This window comes from Tabrizicola sp. TH137 (genome assembly GCF_002855575.1).
Classification (GTDB): Bacteria; Pseudomonadota; Alphaproteobacteria; order Rhodobacterales; family Rhodobacteraceae; genus Paragemmobacter.
The window spans coordinates 366622-381625 of record NZ_PKRQ01000003.1; the positions used below are offsets into that span (position 1 = coordinate 366622).

Below are 15004 nucleotides of genomic sequence, written 5' to 3' on the forward strand. Positions count from 1 at the left end.
AAGGGTGCGACCGAAACTCTGGCCTGTTCTTGCAGCAGGCGCCCTGCTTCTGGCCGCCTGTCAATCGACGGGCGGCCGAACCGCATCTGACGGGCTGACCCCGCCCGGCGTGGACCGCCGCGCCACCGGCGAGGACGGGCTCATCGTCGGCCATCGCCTGATGGATTCCGGCGAATATGAACTCGCCCTGCGCGCCTATATGCGCGCAGCGGGCGAGATCGGGGTGAATGCCGATGTCCTCTCCGCCATCGGCTCGGCCAACCTGCAACTCGGCCGCCTCGGTCAGGCCGAAACCATCCTCCGCCAGGCCGTCAAGGAAGACCCGACCTTCGTGCCCGCCCTCAACAACCTCGGCGTCGTGCTGATGGAACGCGGCAAACCCGGCGAAGCCCGGCGCATCTTCCAGCAGGCCTTCGCGCTCGACAGTGGCCAAACGGACTCCATCCGCGAAAATCTGCGCCTCGCTATCGCCGAAAGCGAAACTTCGGTATATGATGGGCCGCAAGAAGAACCGAATTTTACCCTCGTGCGGCGGGGCCAGGGGCGTTTCGTCCTCCTCTCGCAGCTCTAGGGACCAAGAGGTCGAGCAGCAAAAGGACGCAGCAACATGCGCCACCCGGTCATCGTCGCCCTGTGCCTTGCAGGCACCGTGGGCCTTTCCGCCTGCAACAGAACCTCGGATGCCGAGGTGCAGCGCGCCATCCAGAGCGTCAACGTCATCGACGAGACGAACCTCAACGACATCATGCTCACCGTGGGCGACCCGAACGAGGCCGTGGCCTATTTCACCAAGGCCTCGACCGAGAACCCCGACCGCATCGACCTCAAGCGCGGCCTCGCCAAATCCCTGATCCGCGCGAACCGCCCCGCCGATGCCTCCACCGTCTGGGCCGCCGTCGCCGCCTCGCCCGAAGGCACGCTGGATGACCGCGTCTCGCTTGCCGATTCCTACATCCGCCAGAACGACTGGAAAAAGGCCGAGGCGGAACTGAACCGCATCCCGCCCACCCATGAAACCTTCGAACGCTACCGGCTCGAAGCCATGGTCGCCGACAGCAAGAAGGACTGGAAGAAGGCCGACAGCTTCTATGAAACCGCCGCGGGCATGACCACCAAACCCGCCGGCGTCTATAACAACTGGGGCTTCTCCAAACTCTCGCGGCAGGATTTCGCCGGGGCCGAACGGCTGTTCGTGCAGGCCCTCACCTATGACGACAGCCTCTTCACCGCCAAGAACAACCTCGTCATGGCGCGCGGCGCGCAGCGGAAATACGACCTTCCCGTCATCCAGATGACCCAGACGGAAAAGGCCGAACTGCTCTACACCCTCGCCCTCACCGCCATCAAGAAGGGCGATGTCTCGGTGGGCAAGGCGCTGCTTCAGGACGCCATCTCCACCCACCCGCAGCATTTCGAGGCTGCCGTCCGCAGCCTTGCCGCGCTCGAGGCCTGATCCGGCATGATGACGACCGATCTGCCGCCCGTCTGGACGGCGCTGTGGTTCCTGGTTCCGGTCCTGCCGATCAGCCTCTGGGTCGCCTGGTCCGACATGAAATTCATGCGGATCCCCAATATCGCCGTGCTGACGCTGGCCGCCGCCTATGTCCTCTTCGGCCTGATCGCCCTGCCCTTCGACCTCTATCTCTGGGGCTATGCCCTGGGGGCCATCACGCTGGTCGCGGGCTTCCTCGCCTCCACCCTGCGGATGGTCGGCGCGGGGGATGCGAAATTCGCCGCCGCCATGGCGCCCTTCTTCGCAGGCAGCAGCCCCGGCCTCGTCTTCACCCTTTTCGGCGGCTGCCTGCTTGCCGCCTTCGCCGCCCATCGCCTGATGCGCGCCATCCCCGCCATGCGCCGCGCCACGCCCGATTGGGCAAGCTGGACGCATCGCAAATTCCCCATGGGCCTCGCCCTTGCGGGCGCGCTCAGTTTCTACTTTCTGCTCGGTCTCCTCATCTCTGCCTGAATTTCTCCACGAATGGGGGATAATCCACCCGGGATGATGCCCAAGACCGGAGTCCCGCAGGCATGACCGCCCAGACCGCCTCCCTCTCCTCCGCCCCCCTCCCGCAGGCCGCCACGGCCGAGGCTCCCGTCCTGCACGCCCCCCCGGCCGGGGTCCCGGCCCCGCCGCAGCCCAAGACGCTGGCCGAAACCGGCCTCTCGCCCGTCCTGCTGCGCGACCTGCTGCTCAAGACCATGTTCCGCACGAACAAGGAACATATCTCCGATCTGTCGCGCGTGATCTGCCTTCCCGTGACCCTGATCCAGGAACTGATCGACCTCGCCCGCAGCCAGCGCTATGTCGAGGCGACGGGGACACTCCACGCCACTTCCGGCAACGAAATGGGCTATCAGCTCACCGATGCCGGCAAGGCCCGCGCCCTCGATGCGCTGGCGCAGTCGGAATATTACGGCGCCGCCCCCGTGCCGCTGGAGGCCTACAAGGAACAGGTCAAGCGGCAGTCGATCCGCAACATCACCCTGACCCGGCAGGAACTGCTCAAGGGGATGGGTCATCTCATCCTGCCCCCCGACCTGATCGACAATCTCGGCCCCGCCGTCACCTCCGGCCGGTCCATCCTGATGTATGGCCCACCCGGCAACGGGAAATCCTCGATCTCGAACGGCATCCGCGATGCGCTGGGTGACAAGATCTATGTCCCCCGCGCCATCGAATATGCGGGCCAGATCATCACGGTCTATGACCCGATCGTCCATTCCGCTGCCGAAGAGCAGATGGACGATCCCAATTCCATCCGCCGGTCGGGCAACCGCTACGATCCCCGCTACGTGCGCTGCGAACGCCCCACCGTCATCACCGGCGGCGAACTGACGCTCGACATGCTCGACCTGAAATACAACCCCACCGCCCGGACCTACACCGCCTCCCTGCAACTCAAGGCCACCGGCGGCATCTTCATCATCGACGACCTCGGCCGCCAGGCCGAACCGCCGCAAAAGATCGTCAACCGCTGGATCGTGCCGCTGGAAGAAAGCCGCGATATCCTGGCCCTGCAATCGGGCGAGAAATTCACCGTCCCCTTCGACACGCTGGTGATCTTCTCCACCAACTTCCACCCGAACGAGATTTTCGACGGCGCGGCCCTGCGGCGGATCTTCTTCAAGATCAAGATCGACGGCCCGAGCCAGGAGAATTTCCTGAAGATCTTCGCCCTCGTCGCGCGCAAGAAGAAGATGCCGCTGGACGAAAAGGCGCTCGTCCATCTGCTGAAGGTCAAGTATCCGACCATCAACAACAACTACGCGAATTACCAGCCGGTCTATCTTATCGACCAGATGATCTCCATCTGCGAATTCGAGGGCATCCCCTACCAGATGACCCCCGACCTGATCGACCGCGCCTGGGCCAACATGTTCGTCCGCGACGAGAAGATCGCCAAGTAATCCGCCTTGCGCGGGTTGAAACGGCAGGACCGGGGGTTTCACACCCCCGGACCCCCGTGGGATATTTTCAAACAGATGAAATCAACTCAGGGAAAGTGGCGGATGCCCGCCTCCGTCACGATCACGTCCAGCCGCTGATCGAAGTCATCAATCGGTACCTCCGGCACTTCCTGCGCCGCGAAGGCAAAGCCCACCGCCAGAACCGTATGCCGCGCCCGCAACCTCGCCAGCGTGCGGTCATAGAACCCCCCGCCATAGCCCAGCCGATAGCCCCGCGCATCAAAGGCCACGAGCGGGACAATCACCACCTCCGGCTCCACCCAGGCCCCCTCAGCCGGGATCAGCGCCCCGAACTCCCCCGCCACCATGGCGCAGCCCGGCGACCATTCGCGAAAGCGCAGCGCCTGCCCCGGCCCGAGGATCACCGGCACCCCCACCGGCCCCTGATGCGCCGCCATCGCCGCCATCGGGTCGATCTCGGTCCGCATCGCCATATATCCCGCAAGGGCCTTCCCCCGATGCGGGGCCAGCACATCGGCCAGCAGTTCCGCCGCCTGCCCCTGCCCCCTGGCAAAGGCCTCTTTCCGCGCCGCGAAAGCCGCCTTCCGCGCCGCCGCCTTCTCCGCCTCGATCGTCATATCAGCACCAGCGTCGCCAGCCCGAGGAAAGCCAGGAACCCCATCACATCCGTCAGCGTCGTGACAAAGGTCCCCGAGGCCAGCGCCGGGTCCAGCCCCAGCCGTTCCAGCGTCAGCGGCACCAGAACACCCCCCAGCGCCGCCACGATCTGGTTCACCACCATCGCCATGGCCAGCACCCCCCCGATCCAGGGATCGCCAAAGATCGCCCATCCCGCCAGCCCGATGATCACCGCCAGCGCCAGCCCGTTCAACGCCCCCGCCGCCAGTTCCCGCAGCACCACCCGCCGCGCATTGGCCGCCGTCAGGTCCCGCGTCGCCAGCGCCCGCACCGCCACGGCCAGCGACTGCGTCCCCGCAATCCCCCCCGTGGACGCGACAATCGGCATCAGCGCCGCCAGCGCCACGATGGCCGTGATCGTCGCCTCGAAGCGCGAGATGACGAAGGCCGAAATCGACGCCGTGAACAGGTTGACCACCAGCCAGGGCAACCGCTGCCGCACCGTGGCTAGGGGGCCGTCCAACACGCTCGCCTCCTCGCCCACGCCGGCCAGACGCAGCATGTCCTCCTCATGCTCCTCATCCAGCACGTTCATCGCATCGTCGATGGTGATGACGCCGACCAGCCGCCCCCCCGCATCCACCACAGGGCAGGAAATCAGGTGATACTGGTTGAAGATATAGGCGACCTCGGCCTCCTCCTCCGTCGCCTCCACCGTGCGGAAACTGTCCTCCACCAGATCCCGCAGAGCCACCTCGCGCCGCGCCGAGAGGATTCGCCCCAGCGTGACATAGCCCAGGGGCTTCATCCGCGGATCGACGAGGATCACGTGATAGAACTGGTCGGGCAAGACCTCCGCCCCGCGCAGGAAATCAATCGCCTCGCCCACCGTCCAGTGTTCGGGTGCCACCACCACCTCGCGCTGCATCAGGCGGCCTGCCGACCCTTCCGGATAGGCCATCGCCTGTTCCACCGCCACCCGGTCGGCCATATCCAGCGCATCCAGGATGCGCCCCTGCGCCGGCGCCTCAAGGTCCTCAAGGATATCGACCACGTCATCGGTATCCAGATCGCGCACCGCCTCGGCCACCACCTCGGCAGGCAGGGCCGCGATCACCTCTTCGCGGATCGTCTCGTCGATCTCCGACAGAAGGTCGCCGCCGAACGCGCCGGAATAGAGCGCAAGGAACTCCCGCCGCTCCCCCGCGTCGATCTGTTCCAGAAAGTCGGCGATATCGGCGGCATGCAGCGGCTCCACCAAGCCAAGGACAAGCGCCCGATCCCCAGCCGACACCGCCGCCCGGATCGCCTCCACGCGGGCATCGTCCAGTTCGATCTCTTCGACCGCTGCCTCGTTTTCCGCCATCCCGCACCCTGCCCGATTACCCCCAGCCTAGCGAAAGCTGTTTCTGCGAAACAGGGGGCATGGGGAAATTTACCCATGCGCCGAAAGACCATAGGTTTGCAAGCGATGCATGACGCGCCAAAAGCGGCGGGAACAAGGGGCAGCAGATGGCCGATATTCTTCTGGGGCAGGTGCTCCGCTTCACCGCCGATCCCTTCGCGGCCGGCGAAACCGCCGCCCAGCACGAAAGCCATGGCGCCATCCTCATCGAAGGCGGCCGCATCACCGCGACCGGCCCCGCCGATGACCTGCGCCGCCGCCACCCGCAGGCGCGTATCCATGACTATGGCCGCAGCCTCATCACCGCAGGCTTCATCGACGCCCATGTCCACTACCCCCAGACCGCCATCATCGCCTCCTGGGGCAAGCGGCTGATCGACTGGCTGAACAGCTATACCTTCCCCGAAGAGATGCGGTTCAAGGATCCCGCCTATGCCGAGGTCATCGCCAACCGCTACCTCGACCTCGCCACCGCCCATGGCACCACCACCGTCTGCACCTATGCCACGATCCATCCCGCCAGCGTGGACGCCATCTTCACCGCCGCCCAGACCCGCGGCATGCGCCTCTATGCCGGCAAGACCTGCATGGACCGCAACGCCCCCGAAGGCCTGCGCGACACCGCCCGATCCGCCTATGACGACAGCAAGGCACTCCTGGAGAAATGGCACGGGGTGGGCCGCCTCTCCTATGTCATCACCCCCCGCTTCTCGCCCACCTCCACCCCGGAACAGCTTGCCGCGCTGGGCGCGCTCTGGCGCGAATATCCCGATTGCCTGATGCAGACCCACCTCTCCGAACAGACGGATGAGATCGACTGGGTCCGCGCCCTCTTCCCCCAGTCCCGCGACTATCTCGACACCTACGAGGCGCAGGGCCTCCTGCGCGAAGGCGCACTCTACGGCCACGCCATCCACCTGACCGACCGCGAACGCGCCCGCCTGATCGAGGCCGGGGCCAGCCTCGTCCATTGCCCCACCTCCAACAGCTTCATCGGCTCCGGCCTCTTCGACATGTCCCTCGCCCGGCAGCTCCGGGTGGGCCTTGCCACCGATACCGGCGGCGGGTCCTCCTTCTCCATGCTGCACACGATGGCCGCCGCCTATGAAATCGCCCAGTTGCGCGGGCAGGCGCTGCATCCCTCGCAACTGATCTGGCTCGCCACCGTCGGCTCCGCCCGCGCCCTCCACGCCGAAGACCGCATCGGCAACATCGCCCCCGGGATGGAAGCCGACCTGACGATCCTCGACCTCGCCTCCACCCCCGCCATCGCACAGGCCAGCGCGCGGGCCGAAACGCTCTGGGAGGCGCTCTTCCCCACCATCATGATGGGCGATGACCGCGCAATAAGGTCCGTCTGGATCGGCGGCAAACCCCTGCGGCAACCCCTTGAACTAACCTAGGGTTTAATTCCATCAGAAAGAACAACTGAAGGTTATCCCCGCAGATCACCCGACCACCCCCTACCCGACCAGACCGCCCCCGCACCGCCCGACTCGTCCCGCCGTCCCGCCGCCCCGCCAAAACCCATCGAAATTCCCTTAAACTCCAACCCTTTAACCTTAACGCCCCGCCCCATCTTCATCTTGGCGAAAAATACTCTCAGGGGGTGAATTGGCGCAAAGCGCCAAGAGGGGGCGGAACGCTCCTTTCCCTCTGCCCCACCAAGCGCGGCCTGTCCCCCACCCCCGCAAGCCGCCCCACCCCGGCCTCCGTCCAAGCCGCAGATCACCGCCAGAACCCAAACACTTCCCCCAAACCCCAACCCATTAACCTTAACGCCCCGCCCCATCTTCATCTTGGCGAAAAATACTCTCAGGGGGTGAAATGGCGCAAAGCGCCAAGAGGGGGCGGAACGACCCTTTCCTTCTGCCCCACCAAGCGCGGCCTGTCCCCCTCCCCCGAAAGCCGCCCCACCCCGGCCTCCGTCCAAGCCGCAGATCACCGCCAAAACCCCAACACTTCCCCCAAACCCCAACCCATTAACCTTAACGCCCCGCCCCAGTTTCATCTTGGCGAAAAATACTCTCAGGGGGTGAATTGGCGCAAAGCGCCAAGAGGGGGCGGAACGCCCCCTGACCTTTCTCCCACCGGCAGCGCCCCGCTACTTCCCCGCCATCGCCGGATAGGCCAGGCGATAGGCCAGCGCCACGCCCCCCGCCCCGCCGATCACATTACCAAGGCTCACCCAGAGCAGGTTCCCCACGGCCCCCGCCAGCGACACCTCACCCCCCGCAATCCAGCCCAAAGGCAGCAGGAACATATTGGCCACCGAATGTTCCAGCCCCAGCGCCACGAAAGCCGTGACCGGCCACAGCACCGCCAGCACCCGGTCCGTCACCGACCGCGCCGCGAAACTCAGCCAGATCGCCAGACAGACCAGCGCATTGCACAGCGCCCCCCGGACCACCGCCTCGACCGGCCCGAGCCCCGCCTTGGCCTCCGCCGCCCGCAGCGCCGCCGCCCCCATCGGCCCCTCGGCCAGCCCCGCCATCCCGAAGGCCAGCGCCAGCCCCGCCGCCCCGATCAGATTGCCGATCCAGACAATCCCCCAATTCCGCAGCAGCGCCCCCACCGTGATCCGCCGATCCACCGCCGCCATCACCATCAGCGCATTGCCGGTGAACAGCTCCGCCCCGCCCACCACCACAAGGATCAGGCCCAGCGCAAAGACCACCCCGCCCAGCACGCGGCCGGGGCCGAAACCGGGGTCCACCCCCGCCATCGCCACGCACCAGACCGCCGCCCCGAACCCGATGAAACACCCCGCCAGCACGGCCAGCACCAGCATCCGCCCGGCGGGCAGCGCCGCCTTGGCCACCCCCGCCGTCTCGATCAGCGCGCCGATCTCGGCGGGTCTATAGGCATCCAGCGGTTCCGGCATCGCATCCCCCCGTTGCGCACCGCCTCAATGGGCCGCACGGCGCGTGACCACAGTTTGCGGCACAAAACACGGCACAGCCGATAATGGTGCAACCCTACTCGGCCAGTTCCCAGCCATCGGGATAGAAATCATGCGCCAGCGCAATCTCGGTGGCCAGCCGTTCCTTGTCCCAGATCGCCTCGGGCGTCACGGGGATGGGGCCGAAACTGGCGATGACCGTCTCGCCATCCCCCACCCGCCTTGTCTTGAAACCCCTTGCTTTCAAGGCCTTTTCAAAGGCCCCCCAATTCGCATCCGTCTCTTCGACAAAGAAGATGAAGTCGATCACGGATTGCGCGGGCAGGCCCTTCACCCCCTTGAAGGTGGCAAAGGTCTCGCGGCGCTGGGCTTCGAAATTATGCGACATGGCCCCCGCCTATCACCCCATCAGCCGCGCCGCCAGACGCATCTGCCGCTCCACCACGCGGGGCAGGTCGATCGTCACCATCTCCCCCTCCCGAACCACCTGTTTTCCCTCGACAAACAGATGCTTCACCCGCGCAGGGCCGCACAGAAGCAGCGCCCCCACCGGGTCCCAGCTCCCCGCCGATTCGACCCCCGAAACATCCCAGACGGCCACATCCCCCCGCTTGCCCACCTCCAGCGATCCGCAATCGCTCCGCCCCAGAACCCGCGCCCCGCCCAGCGTCGCGATCTCCAGCGCCTCGCGCACCCCCATCGCATCCGCCCCGCGCGCCACGCGCTGCAACAGCATCGCCATCCGCGCCTCGCCCACCAGATTGCCCGCATCGTTCGACGCCGACCCGTCCACGCCAAGCCCCACCTTCACGCCCCGATCCCGCATCGCCCGCACCGGCGCGATACCCGACCCCAATCGACAATTCGAACAGGGGCAATGCGCCACCCCCGTCCCCGACTGCCCGAAAAGTTCAATTTCAGAACCATCCAGCTTCACGCAATGCGCGTGCCAGACATCCTCCCCCACCCAGCCCAATTCCTCCGCATATTGCCCCGGACGGCAGCCGAATTGGGCCAGCGAATAGGCGATATCCTCGTCATTCTCCGCCAGATGGGTATGCAGCATCACCCCCTTGTCCCGCGCCAGTACCGCCGCCTCCCGCATCAGGTCGCGGCTGACGGAGAACGGCGAACAGGGCGCCAGCCCCACCCGCACCATCGCCCCCTCGCGCGAGTCGTGAAAGGCATCCACCACCCGGATGCAATCCTCCAGAATCGTCGCCTCCCGCTCCACCAGCGCATCCGGCGGCAGCCCCCCGTCACTTTCCCCGATGCTCATCGCCCCCCGCGTCGGATGGAACCGCAGCCCCACCTCGGCGGCGGCGGCAATCGTGTCATCCAGCCGCGATCCGTTGGGATAAAGGTAAAGATGATCCGAGGTCAGCGTGCAGCCCGACAGCGCCAGTTCCGCCAGCCCCACCTGCGCGGAAACGAACATCTCCTCCGGCCCGAACCGCCCCCAGATCGGATAGAGCGTCTTCAGCCAGCCAAAGAGCAGCGCATCCTGCCCCCCCGGCACCGCCCGCGTCAGCGTCTGATACAGGTGATGATGCGTGTTCACCAATCCCGGCGTCACCACGCAACCCGCCGCCTCCACCACCTCGCCCGCGCTGCCCAGCCCCTCCCCCACGGCGGCCACCACGCCCCCGCGGAGCAGCACATCGCCCCCCGCAATCTCGCGCCGCGCGCCATCCATGGTCACGACCGCCGCCGCGCCGCGGATCAGAATCTCTCTCTCAGGCATGGAATGCTCCCTTCTCGCCCACCCCCTTCGGTGGATCGGGAACGGCGGGCGACAGAAGGGGGAAGGACTCGGCCCGCACCCGGCCAGCCTAGCCCTGGCCGCGCCGCAGGCCAAGCCCCGCCCGCAGCAAAACCCCTGCCCCTGCCAGCTTCATCTTGGCCCAAATACTCAAAAAACCACGGCCAGACCCAGGCGCAACGCCGCAGGTCTAGCCCCGCAACAAGGCCAGCGCCGCCGCATGCACCTCGCGGTTCGCGGCGGCCAGCACGCGGCCCCCGTCCGGGCAGGGCCGCCCCTCCCAATCGGTGACGATGCCCCCCGCTGCCTCGATCACCGCAATGGGGGCCTGCACGTCATAGGCCTGCAACCCGGCCTCGATCACCAGATCCACCATCCCCGCCGCAATCAGCGCATAGCCATAGCAATCCGTGCCATAGCGCGTCAGCCGCACCTGCGGAACGACACGCCGGAAGGCCGCGCCCTCTTCGGCCGTGCCCACCTCGGGAAAGGTGGAAAAGAGAATCGCCTCCGTCAGCGGCCTTGCCCCCCGGCAGCGCAACGGCGCCCGCCCCGATGGCCCGTTCACCTCGGCCCGGCCCAAGCCCCCCTCGAACCGTTCGCGGATATAGGGCTGGTCGATGATCCCGTAGATCGGCCCCTCTGCGTCCCGCACCGAAATCAGCACCCCCCAGGTCGGCGTCCCCGACAGATAGCCGCGCGTCCCGTCGATCGGGTCCAGCACCCAGGTCAGCCCGCTCGTCCCCGCCTCGGCCCCGAATTCCTCGCCCAGAATGCCATCCTGGGGACGGCGGCGCTTCAGGATGGCGCGCATCCGCTCTTCCGACAGCCGGTCGGCCACCGTCACGGGATCGAACCGCTCCGTCTCCTTGGTGTCCGCCGTCAGGTCGGCCCGCCGGAAATGCAGCAGCGTCGCCTCCCGCGCCGCATCCGCCAGTTCCGCCGCCGTGGCGATCAGCTCCGCCGCTTCCCGTTCCGACACCCGCATCCCGCATCCCCCAAAAAGCATGTCCCCCCGCGCTATCCGCACGAGGGGACCCTGGTCAAGCATTCGAAGCCGGGGTGGCAGCCCCGGCAGGGGGATCAGGCCGCGTCGCTCAACACGCGGGCAAGGTCGAACAGGCGGCGGCGCTGCGCTTCGGGGATCGCGTAATAGGACCGCACCAGTTCCAGCGCTTCCTTGTCGGCCATGAAGTCGCCCTCGGCCGCCTGCGCGCTTTCCCGGCTGTCATCCAGCCCTTCGAAGAAAAAGCCGATCGTCACACCCAGCGCATCCGCGATGTCCCACAGCCGCGAGGCCGAGACGCGGTTCATGCCGGTTTCGTATTTCTGAATCTGCTGGAACTTGATCCCGACCTTGTCGGCAAGTTGCTGCTGCGTCATGCCAACCATCCAGCGCCGGTGGCGGATACGCTTGCCAACATGGGCGTCCACGGGATGTTTCATTTGGTACTCCTCGACATCGTCCCCTACCATGTTACAAGCAAATTTGATGCCGAAAATTACCACCGGGCAGTTTTCCACAAGATTCGACACCGAAGAACGCAAAAACCTGTCGTTTGGGATAGTTCATTTTATACGAACGAAGAACAAGCTTTGCCCGAAAGGCCCCGCTGAACCGCAGGCTTAGCCAGGATCGACAGACTCGCGCACAAAGATTTTTGCATTTTGCATTTCGTTTTGCAACTGTCGCGCAGTGCTTTTCGCGGAATGCAACAAATTTTACTTTGGTGGCTGCCTATCCTTGCGCTATCTGCGCAAGGGACACGCCTAGGGGGAAAGGTAACCGGATGCGCGCCTGGCAGATCGAAGTCCTGGGCCAGCCTGCACGCCTCCTCGACCTTCCCGATCCCCAGCCAGGCCCGGGCGAGGCGCTGGTCGCCATCCACGCCTGCGGCCTGAACTTCGCCGATCTGCTGATGGCAGAGGGCAAGTATCAGGACAAACCCGCCCTCCCCTTCATTCCCGGCCTCGAACTGGCCGGAACCGTCCTTGCCCTCGGCCCCGGCACGGCCGGCCCGCCCCCCGGAACGCGGGTCGCGGTCTATGCCGGCCATGGCGGCCTTGCCGAACGGGGATGCTTCCCCGTCGAAAGCCTGCTGCCCCTGCCCGACAGCCTGCCCTTCGCCGAAGCCGCCGGCTTCCAGATCGCCTATGGCACCTCCCACCTCGCCCTTTCCCACAAGGCACGGCTCCAGCCGGGCGAAACGCTGCTCGTCCTCGGTGCCGCCGGGGGCGTCGGCCTCACGGCGGTCGAGATCGGCCATCTGATGGGCGCCCGCGTCATCGCCTGCGCGCGCGGGGCCGAGAAATGCGCCATCGCCCGCGCCGCCGGGGCGGATGAGGTGATCGACAGCGACACGCCCGACCTCAAGGCCGCGCTCAAGGCGCTGGGTGGCGTGGATGTGGTCTATGATCCCGTCGGCGGCCCCGCCTTCGACGCCGCCCTCCGCGCCACCCGCCCCGATGGCCGCCTTCTCGCCATCGGCTTCGCCTCGGGCAGCGTCCCGCAGGTGCCTGCCAACCTGCTGCTGGTGAAGAACCTCACCGTGATCGGCTTCTGGTGGGGTGGCTACCTCGCCGTCGCACCGCATCTGCTGCGCGACAGCCTCGCCACCCTGCTGCTCTGGCAGGCCGAAGGGCGGCTGAAGCCGCATGTCTCCCACCGCCTGCCCTTCGAGGCGCTGCCGCAGGGCCTCGACCTGCTCCGCAGCCGCGCCGCCACCGGCAAGGTGGTGATCGACATCACCCCCGAAACCGCCCGCTGACCCCCGCGCCGTGCCCTAGCAGCAATAGGCGTTGCGGATCTCCTGCCGCAGCAGCTCCGCCGCCTCCCCCCGCAGGGTCGGCGCCGCATAAAGGCAGATCATCTGCGCCCCCAGATCGGGCAGCGTTCCCCGCGTCTCGATCGGGAAAAGCCCCTGCGGCATCGCATTCGTCAACCGGGCCGAAATCGCCAGATCCGCCGCCACCGTCGCCTCGATGGCCTGCTCGCTCTCGCCATCCACGGCCATCTCCCAGGGAATGCCCGCCGCCTCCAGCGCCGTCACCGCCTTGCGCCGAAAGATACAGGTATCCTTGAAGCCGATCCGCAACGGCCGCTTCTGCCAGACCTGCCCTTCCTCTGCCCCGACCCAGACCAGCGGCCTGACCGCCAGTTCCTCGCCACCCTGCCCTGCCGCATCCTCGGTGGTCAGGATCAGGTCCAGCTCGCCCTTCGCGAAGGACTCCTTCAACAGCACGGTGAAGGACGACACCAGATTCACCCGCACCCGGGGAAACTGCGCCGACAGCCGCTTCAGAATGCCGGGAATCGCCGGATAGACGATGTCATGCGGCACGCCCAGGCGGATTTCCCCCTCGAAACTCGATGAGGTCAGCCGCGCCAGCGCCTCGTCATTCAAGGCCAGCATCCGCCGCGCAAAGCCCAGCAACTGCTCCCCCTCCGGCGTCAGGGTCAGCTTGCGCGCCGCCCGCGCGAAAAGCCCGAGGTTCAGCGACTCCTCCAGCCGTTTCAACTGCATCGACACCGCCGATTGCGTGAGGTTCAGCAACCCCGCCGCCCGCGTCACCCCCCCGGCATCCACCACCGCGACAAAGGACCGAAGCGCCACCAGATCCAGCACCCGCGCCATCATCACACTCCCTTATGCAGGTCCAAACAATCATTCATTTTTCAACTGCCACATCTTCCGGCATGTTTCAACCATCCTGATCGGAAAAGCCAACAGCATCATCAATCGGAATGGAAATCCTCATGCCCCGCCTCATCGCCTCCAGCCTGCGCCACGCCCCCGTCCGCGCCCGCCTGTCGCCCCTGCGCCTCCTGCGCCGGCTCATCGCCTTGCGCCGCCAGCGCCGCACGCTGGCCCAGCTCGACGACCACCTCCTCGCCGATATCGGCCTGACGCCCGAAGCCGCTCGGATCGAAGCCGAACGCCCGGTCTGGGACGTCCCCGCGCATTGGCTGCGCTAGGGGCGGAACCCACCGGAATGCGGGGAAAAAACCCGACTCGGGAATACAGCGTTTCCTGCACAAGCGTCTTGAAATCCAAGGCACGGCTTCCGATATTCGCAGCATCCGGCCTGTGGGATGCCAACCCGCAGCCGAAGGCTCAACATTCGGAGGCTTCACATGGCTGAATACCAGACGATCCGTTCGGTCGGCGCAGGCGCCCGGACCGCTCAGATCGACGCAGGGCTGCGCGCCCACATGAACAAGGTTTACGGGCTGATGTCCGTGGGCATGCTGCTGACCGGCGGCGTGGCCTGGGCAGTCGGCACCTCGGACGCTCTGTTGTCCATCTTCCGCGATCCCGTCACGCTCTCGCCCAATATCCTCGGCTGGATCGTGATGTTCGCGCCCCTCGCCATGGTCTTCGCCTTCGGCGCGGCCATCAACCGCCTGTCGCAGGCGGCGGCGCAGCTCTTCTTCTACGCCTTCGCGGCGGTGATGGGTCTTTCCATCGCCTGGATCTTCAAGGCCTTCACCGGCGTCTCCATCGCGCAGACCTTCCTCGTGACGGCGATCGCCTTCGCGGGCCTGTCGCTCTGGGGCTACACCACGAAGAAAGACCTGTCGGGGATGGGCACCTTCCTGATGATGGGCCTGATCGGCCTGATCGTCGCCTCGATCGTGAACATCTTCCTCGGCTCTGGCGCGCTGGCCTTCGCGATCTCGGTGATCGGTCTGCTGATCTTCGCCGGCCTGACCGCCTTCGACACGCAGAACATCAAGAACACCTATATCCAGCACGCGCAGTATGGTGATGAAGAATGGCTCGGCAAGTCCGCCATCATGGGCGCGCTCAGCCTCTACATGAACTTCATCAACATCTTCATGTTCCTGCTGCAATTCCTCGGCAACCGCGAGTGACGCAGTCAGGGC

At 66.2% G+C, this 15004-nt stretch carries 16 protein-coding genes; 8 read left to right on the plus strand and 8 right to left on the minus strand.

Going from position 1 to position 15004, the window contains the following annotated elements:
• The first annotated feature begins 4 nt into the window (after nucleotides 1-4).
• The 4 genes from C0V75_RS11670 to C0V75_RS11685 all read left to right on the plus strand — a co-directional run bounded on the left by C0V75_RS11670 (nucleotide 5) and on the right by C0V75_RS11685 (nucleotide 3408).
• Nucleotides 5-571 carry a tetratricopeptide repeat protein gene (locus C0V75_RS11670; protein WP_254216446.1) on the plus strand — a complete coding sequence of 189 codons (567 nt, stop codon included), beginning with the start codon at nucleotides 5-7 and terminating at the stop codon, nucleotides 569-571.
• Between the two features lie 36 nt (nucleotides 572-607).
• The gene (locus C0V75_RS11675) at nucleotides 608-1453 is read left to right on the plus strand and encodes a lipopolysaccharide assembly protein LapB (protein ID WP_101921104.1); all 846 of its coding nucleotides are present in this window, start codon (nucleotides 608-610) and stop codon (nucleotides 1451-1453) included.
• A gap of 6 nt (nucleotides 1454-1459) precedes the next feature.
• The gene (locus tag C0V75_RS11680) at nucleotides 1460-1966 is read left to right on the plus strand and encodes a prepilin peptidase (protein ID WP_371410680.1); all 507 of its coding nucleotides are present in this window, start codon (nucleotides 1460-1462) and stop codon (nucleotides 1964-1966) included.
• 62 nt (nucleotides 1967-2028) lie between these two features.
• Nucleotides 2029-3408 carry an ATPase gene (locus C0V75_RS11685; protein ID WP_254216447.1) on the plus strand — a complete coding sequence of 460 codons (1380 nt, stop codon included), beginning with the start codon at nucleotides 2029-2031 and terminating at the stop codon, nucleotides 3406-3408.
• Nucleotides 3409-3494: 86 nt separating this feature from the next.
• Here C0V75_RS11685 and C0V75_RS11690 read toward each other — a convergent pair whose 3' ends face one another.
• A complete protein-coding gene (locus C0V75_RS11690) occupies nucleotides 3495-4046 on the minus strand; it encodes a 5-formyltetrahydrofolate cyclo-ligase (protein ID WP_101921105.1) in 552 nt (183 codons plus the stop codon).
• Nucleotides 4043-5413 carry a magnesium transporter gene (gene mgtE, locus C0V75_RS11695; protein WP_101921106.1) on the minus strand — a complete coding sequence of 457 codons (1371 nt, stop codon included), beginning with the start codon at nucleotides 5411-5413 and terminating at the stop codon, nucleotides 4043-4045. Before mgtE ends, C0V75_RS11690 begins: the two co-directional genes overlap by 4 nt.
• Nucleotides 5414-5559: 146 nt before the next feature.
• Here mgtE and guaD point away from each other — a divergent pair, with 146 nt between their 5' ends.
• Nucleotides 5560-6855: a guanine deaminase gene (guaD, locus tag C0V75_RS11700; RefSeq protein WP_101921107.1), complete on the plus strand. Its 1296-nt coding sequence runs from the start codon at nucleotides 5560-5562 to the stop codon at nucleotides 6853-6855.
• Nucleotides 6856-7556: 701 nt separating this feature from the next.
• Here guaD and C0V75_RS11705 read toward each other — a convergent pair.
• The 5 genes from C0V75_RS11705 to C0V75_RS11725 form a co-directional block, all read right to left on the minus strand.
• Nucleotides 7557-8336: a formate/nitrite transporter family protein gene (locus C0V75_RS11705; RefSeq protein ID WP_101921108.1), complete on the minus strand. Its 780-nt coding sequence runs from the start codon at nucleotides 8334-8336 to the stop codon at nucleotides 7557-7559.
• 94 nt (nucleotides 8337-8430) lie between these two features.
• Nucleotides 8431-8742: a hypothetical protein gene (locus C0V75_RS11710; protein WP_101921109.1), complete on the minus strand. Its 312-nt coding sequence runs from the start codon at nucleotides 8740-8742 to the stop codon at nucleotides 8431-8433.
• 12 nt (nucleotides 8743-8754) lie between these two features.
• Complete coding sequence (locus C0V75_RS11715) at nucleotides 8755-10098, minus strand: 8-oxoguanine deaminase (protein WP_101921110.1); 1344 nt, start codon at nucleotides 10096-10098, stop codon at nucleotides 8755-8757.
• Between the two features lie 208 nt (nucleotides 10099-10306).
• The gene (locus C0V75_RS11720; protein WP_101921305.1) at nucleotides 10307-11104 is read right to left on the minus strand and encodes an inositol monophosphatase family protein; all 798 of its coding nucleotides are present in this window, start codon (nucleotides 11102-11104) and stop codon (nucleotides 10307-10309) included.
• Nucleotides 11105-11199: 95 nt separating this feature from the next.
• Nucleotides 11200-11562 carry a helix-turn-helix domain-containing protein gene (locus C0V75_RS11725; protein ID WP_101921111.1) on the minus strand — a complete coding sequence of 121 codons (363 nt, stop codon included), beginning with the start codon at nucleotides 11560-11562 and terminating at the stop codon, nucleotides 11200-11202.
• 344 nt (nucleotides 11563-11906) lie between these two features.
• Here C0V75_RS11725 and C0V75_RS11730 point away from each other — a divergent pair, with 344 nt between their 5' ends.
• On the plus strand, nucleotides 11907-12884 hold the full coding sequence (locus C0V75_RS11730; protein WP_101921112.1) for an NADPH:quinone oxidoreductase family protein: 978 nt from the start codon (nucleotides 11907-11909) through the stop codon (nucleotides 12882-12884).
• Between the two features lie 15 nt (nucleotides 12885-12899).
• On the opposite strand, the gene C0V75_RS11735 is transcribed toward C0V75_RS11730, so the two are convergent.
• A complete protein-coding gene (locus C0V75_RS11735; RefSeq protein ID WP_101921306.1) occupies nucleotides 12900-13751 on the minus strand; it encodes a LysR family transcriptional regulator in 852 nt (283 codons plus the stop codon).
• 122 nt (nucleotides 13752-13873) lie between these two features.
• On the opposite strand from C0V75_RS11735, the gene C0V75_RS11740 reads away from it, so the two are divergent.
• Both C0V75_RS11740 and C0V75_RS11745 read left to right on the plus strand, forming a co-directional pair.
• Nucleotides 13874-14092 carry a DUF1127 domain-containing protein gene (locus C0V75_RS11740; RefSeq protein WP_101921307.1) on the plus strand — a complete coding sequence of 73 codons (219 nt, stop codon included), beginning with the start codon at nucleotides 13874-13876 and terminating at the stop codon, nucleotides 14090-14092.
• A gap of 159 nt (nucleotides 14093-14251) precedes the next feature.
• Nucleotides 14252-14992 carry a Bax inhibitor-1/YccA family protein gene (locus tag C0V75_RS11745; RefSeq protein WP_101921113.1) on the plus strand — a complete coding sequence of 247 codons (741 nt, stop codon included), beginning with the start codon at nucleotides 14252-14254 and terminating at the stop codon, nucleotides 14990-14992.
• The last annotated feature ends 12 nt before the right edge of the window (nucleotides 14993-15004 follow it).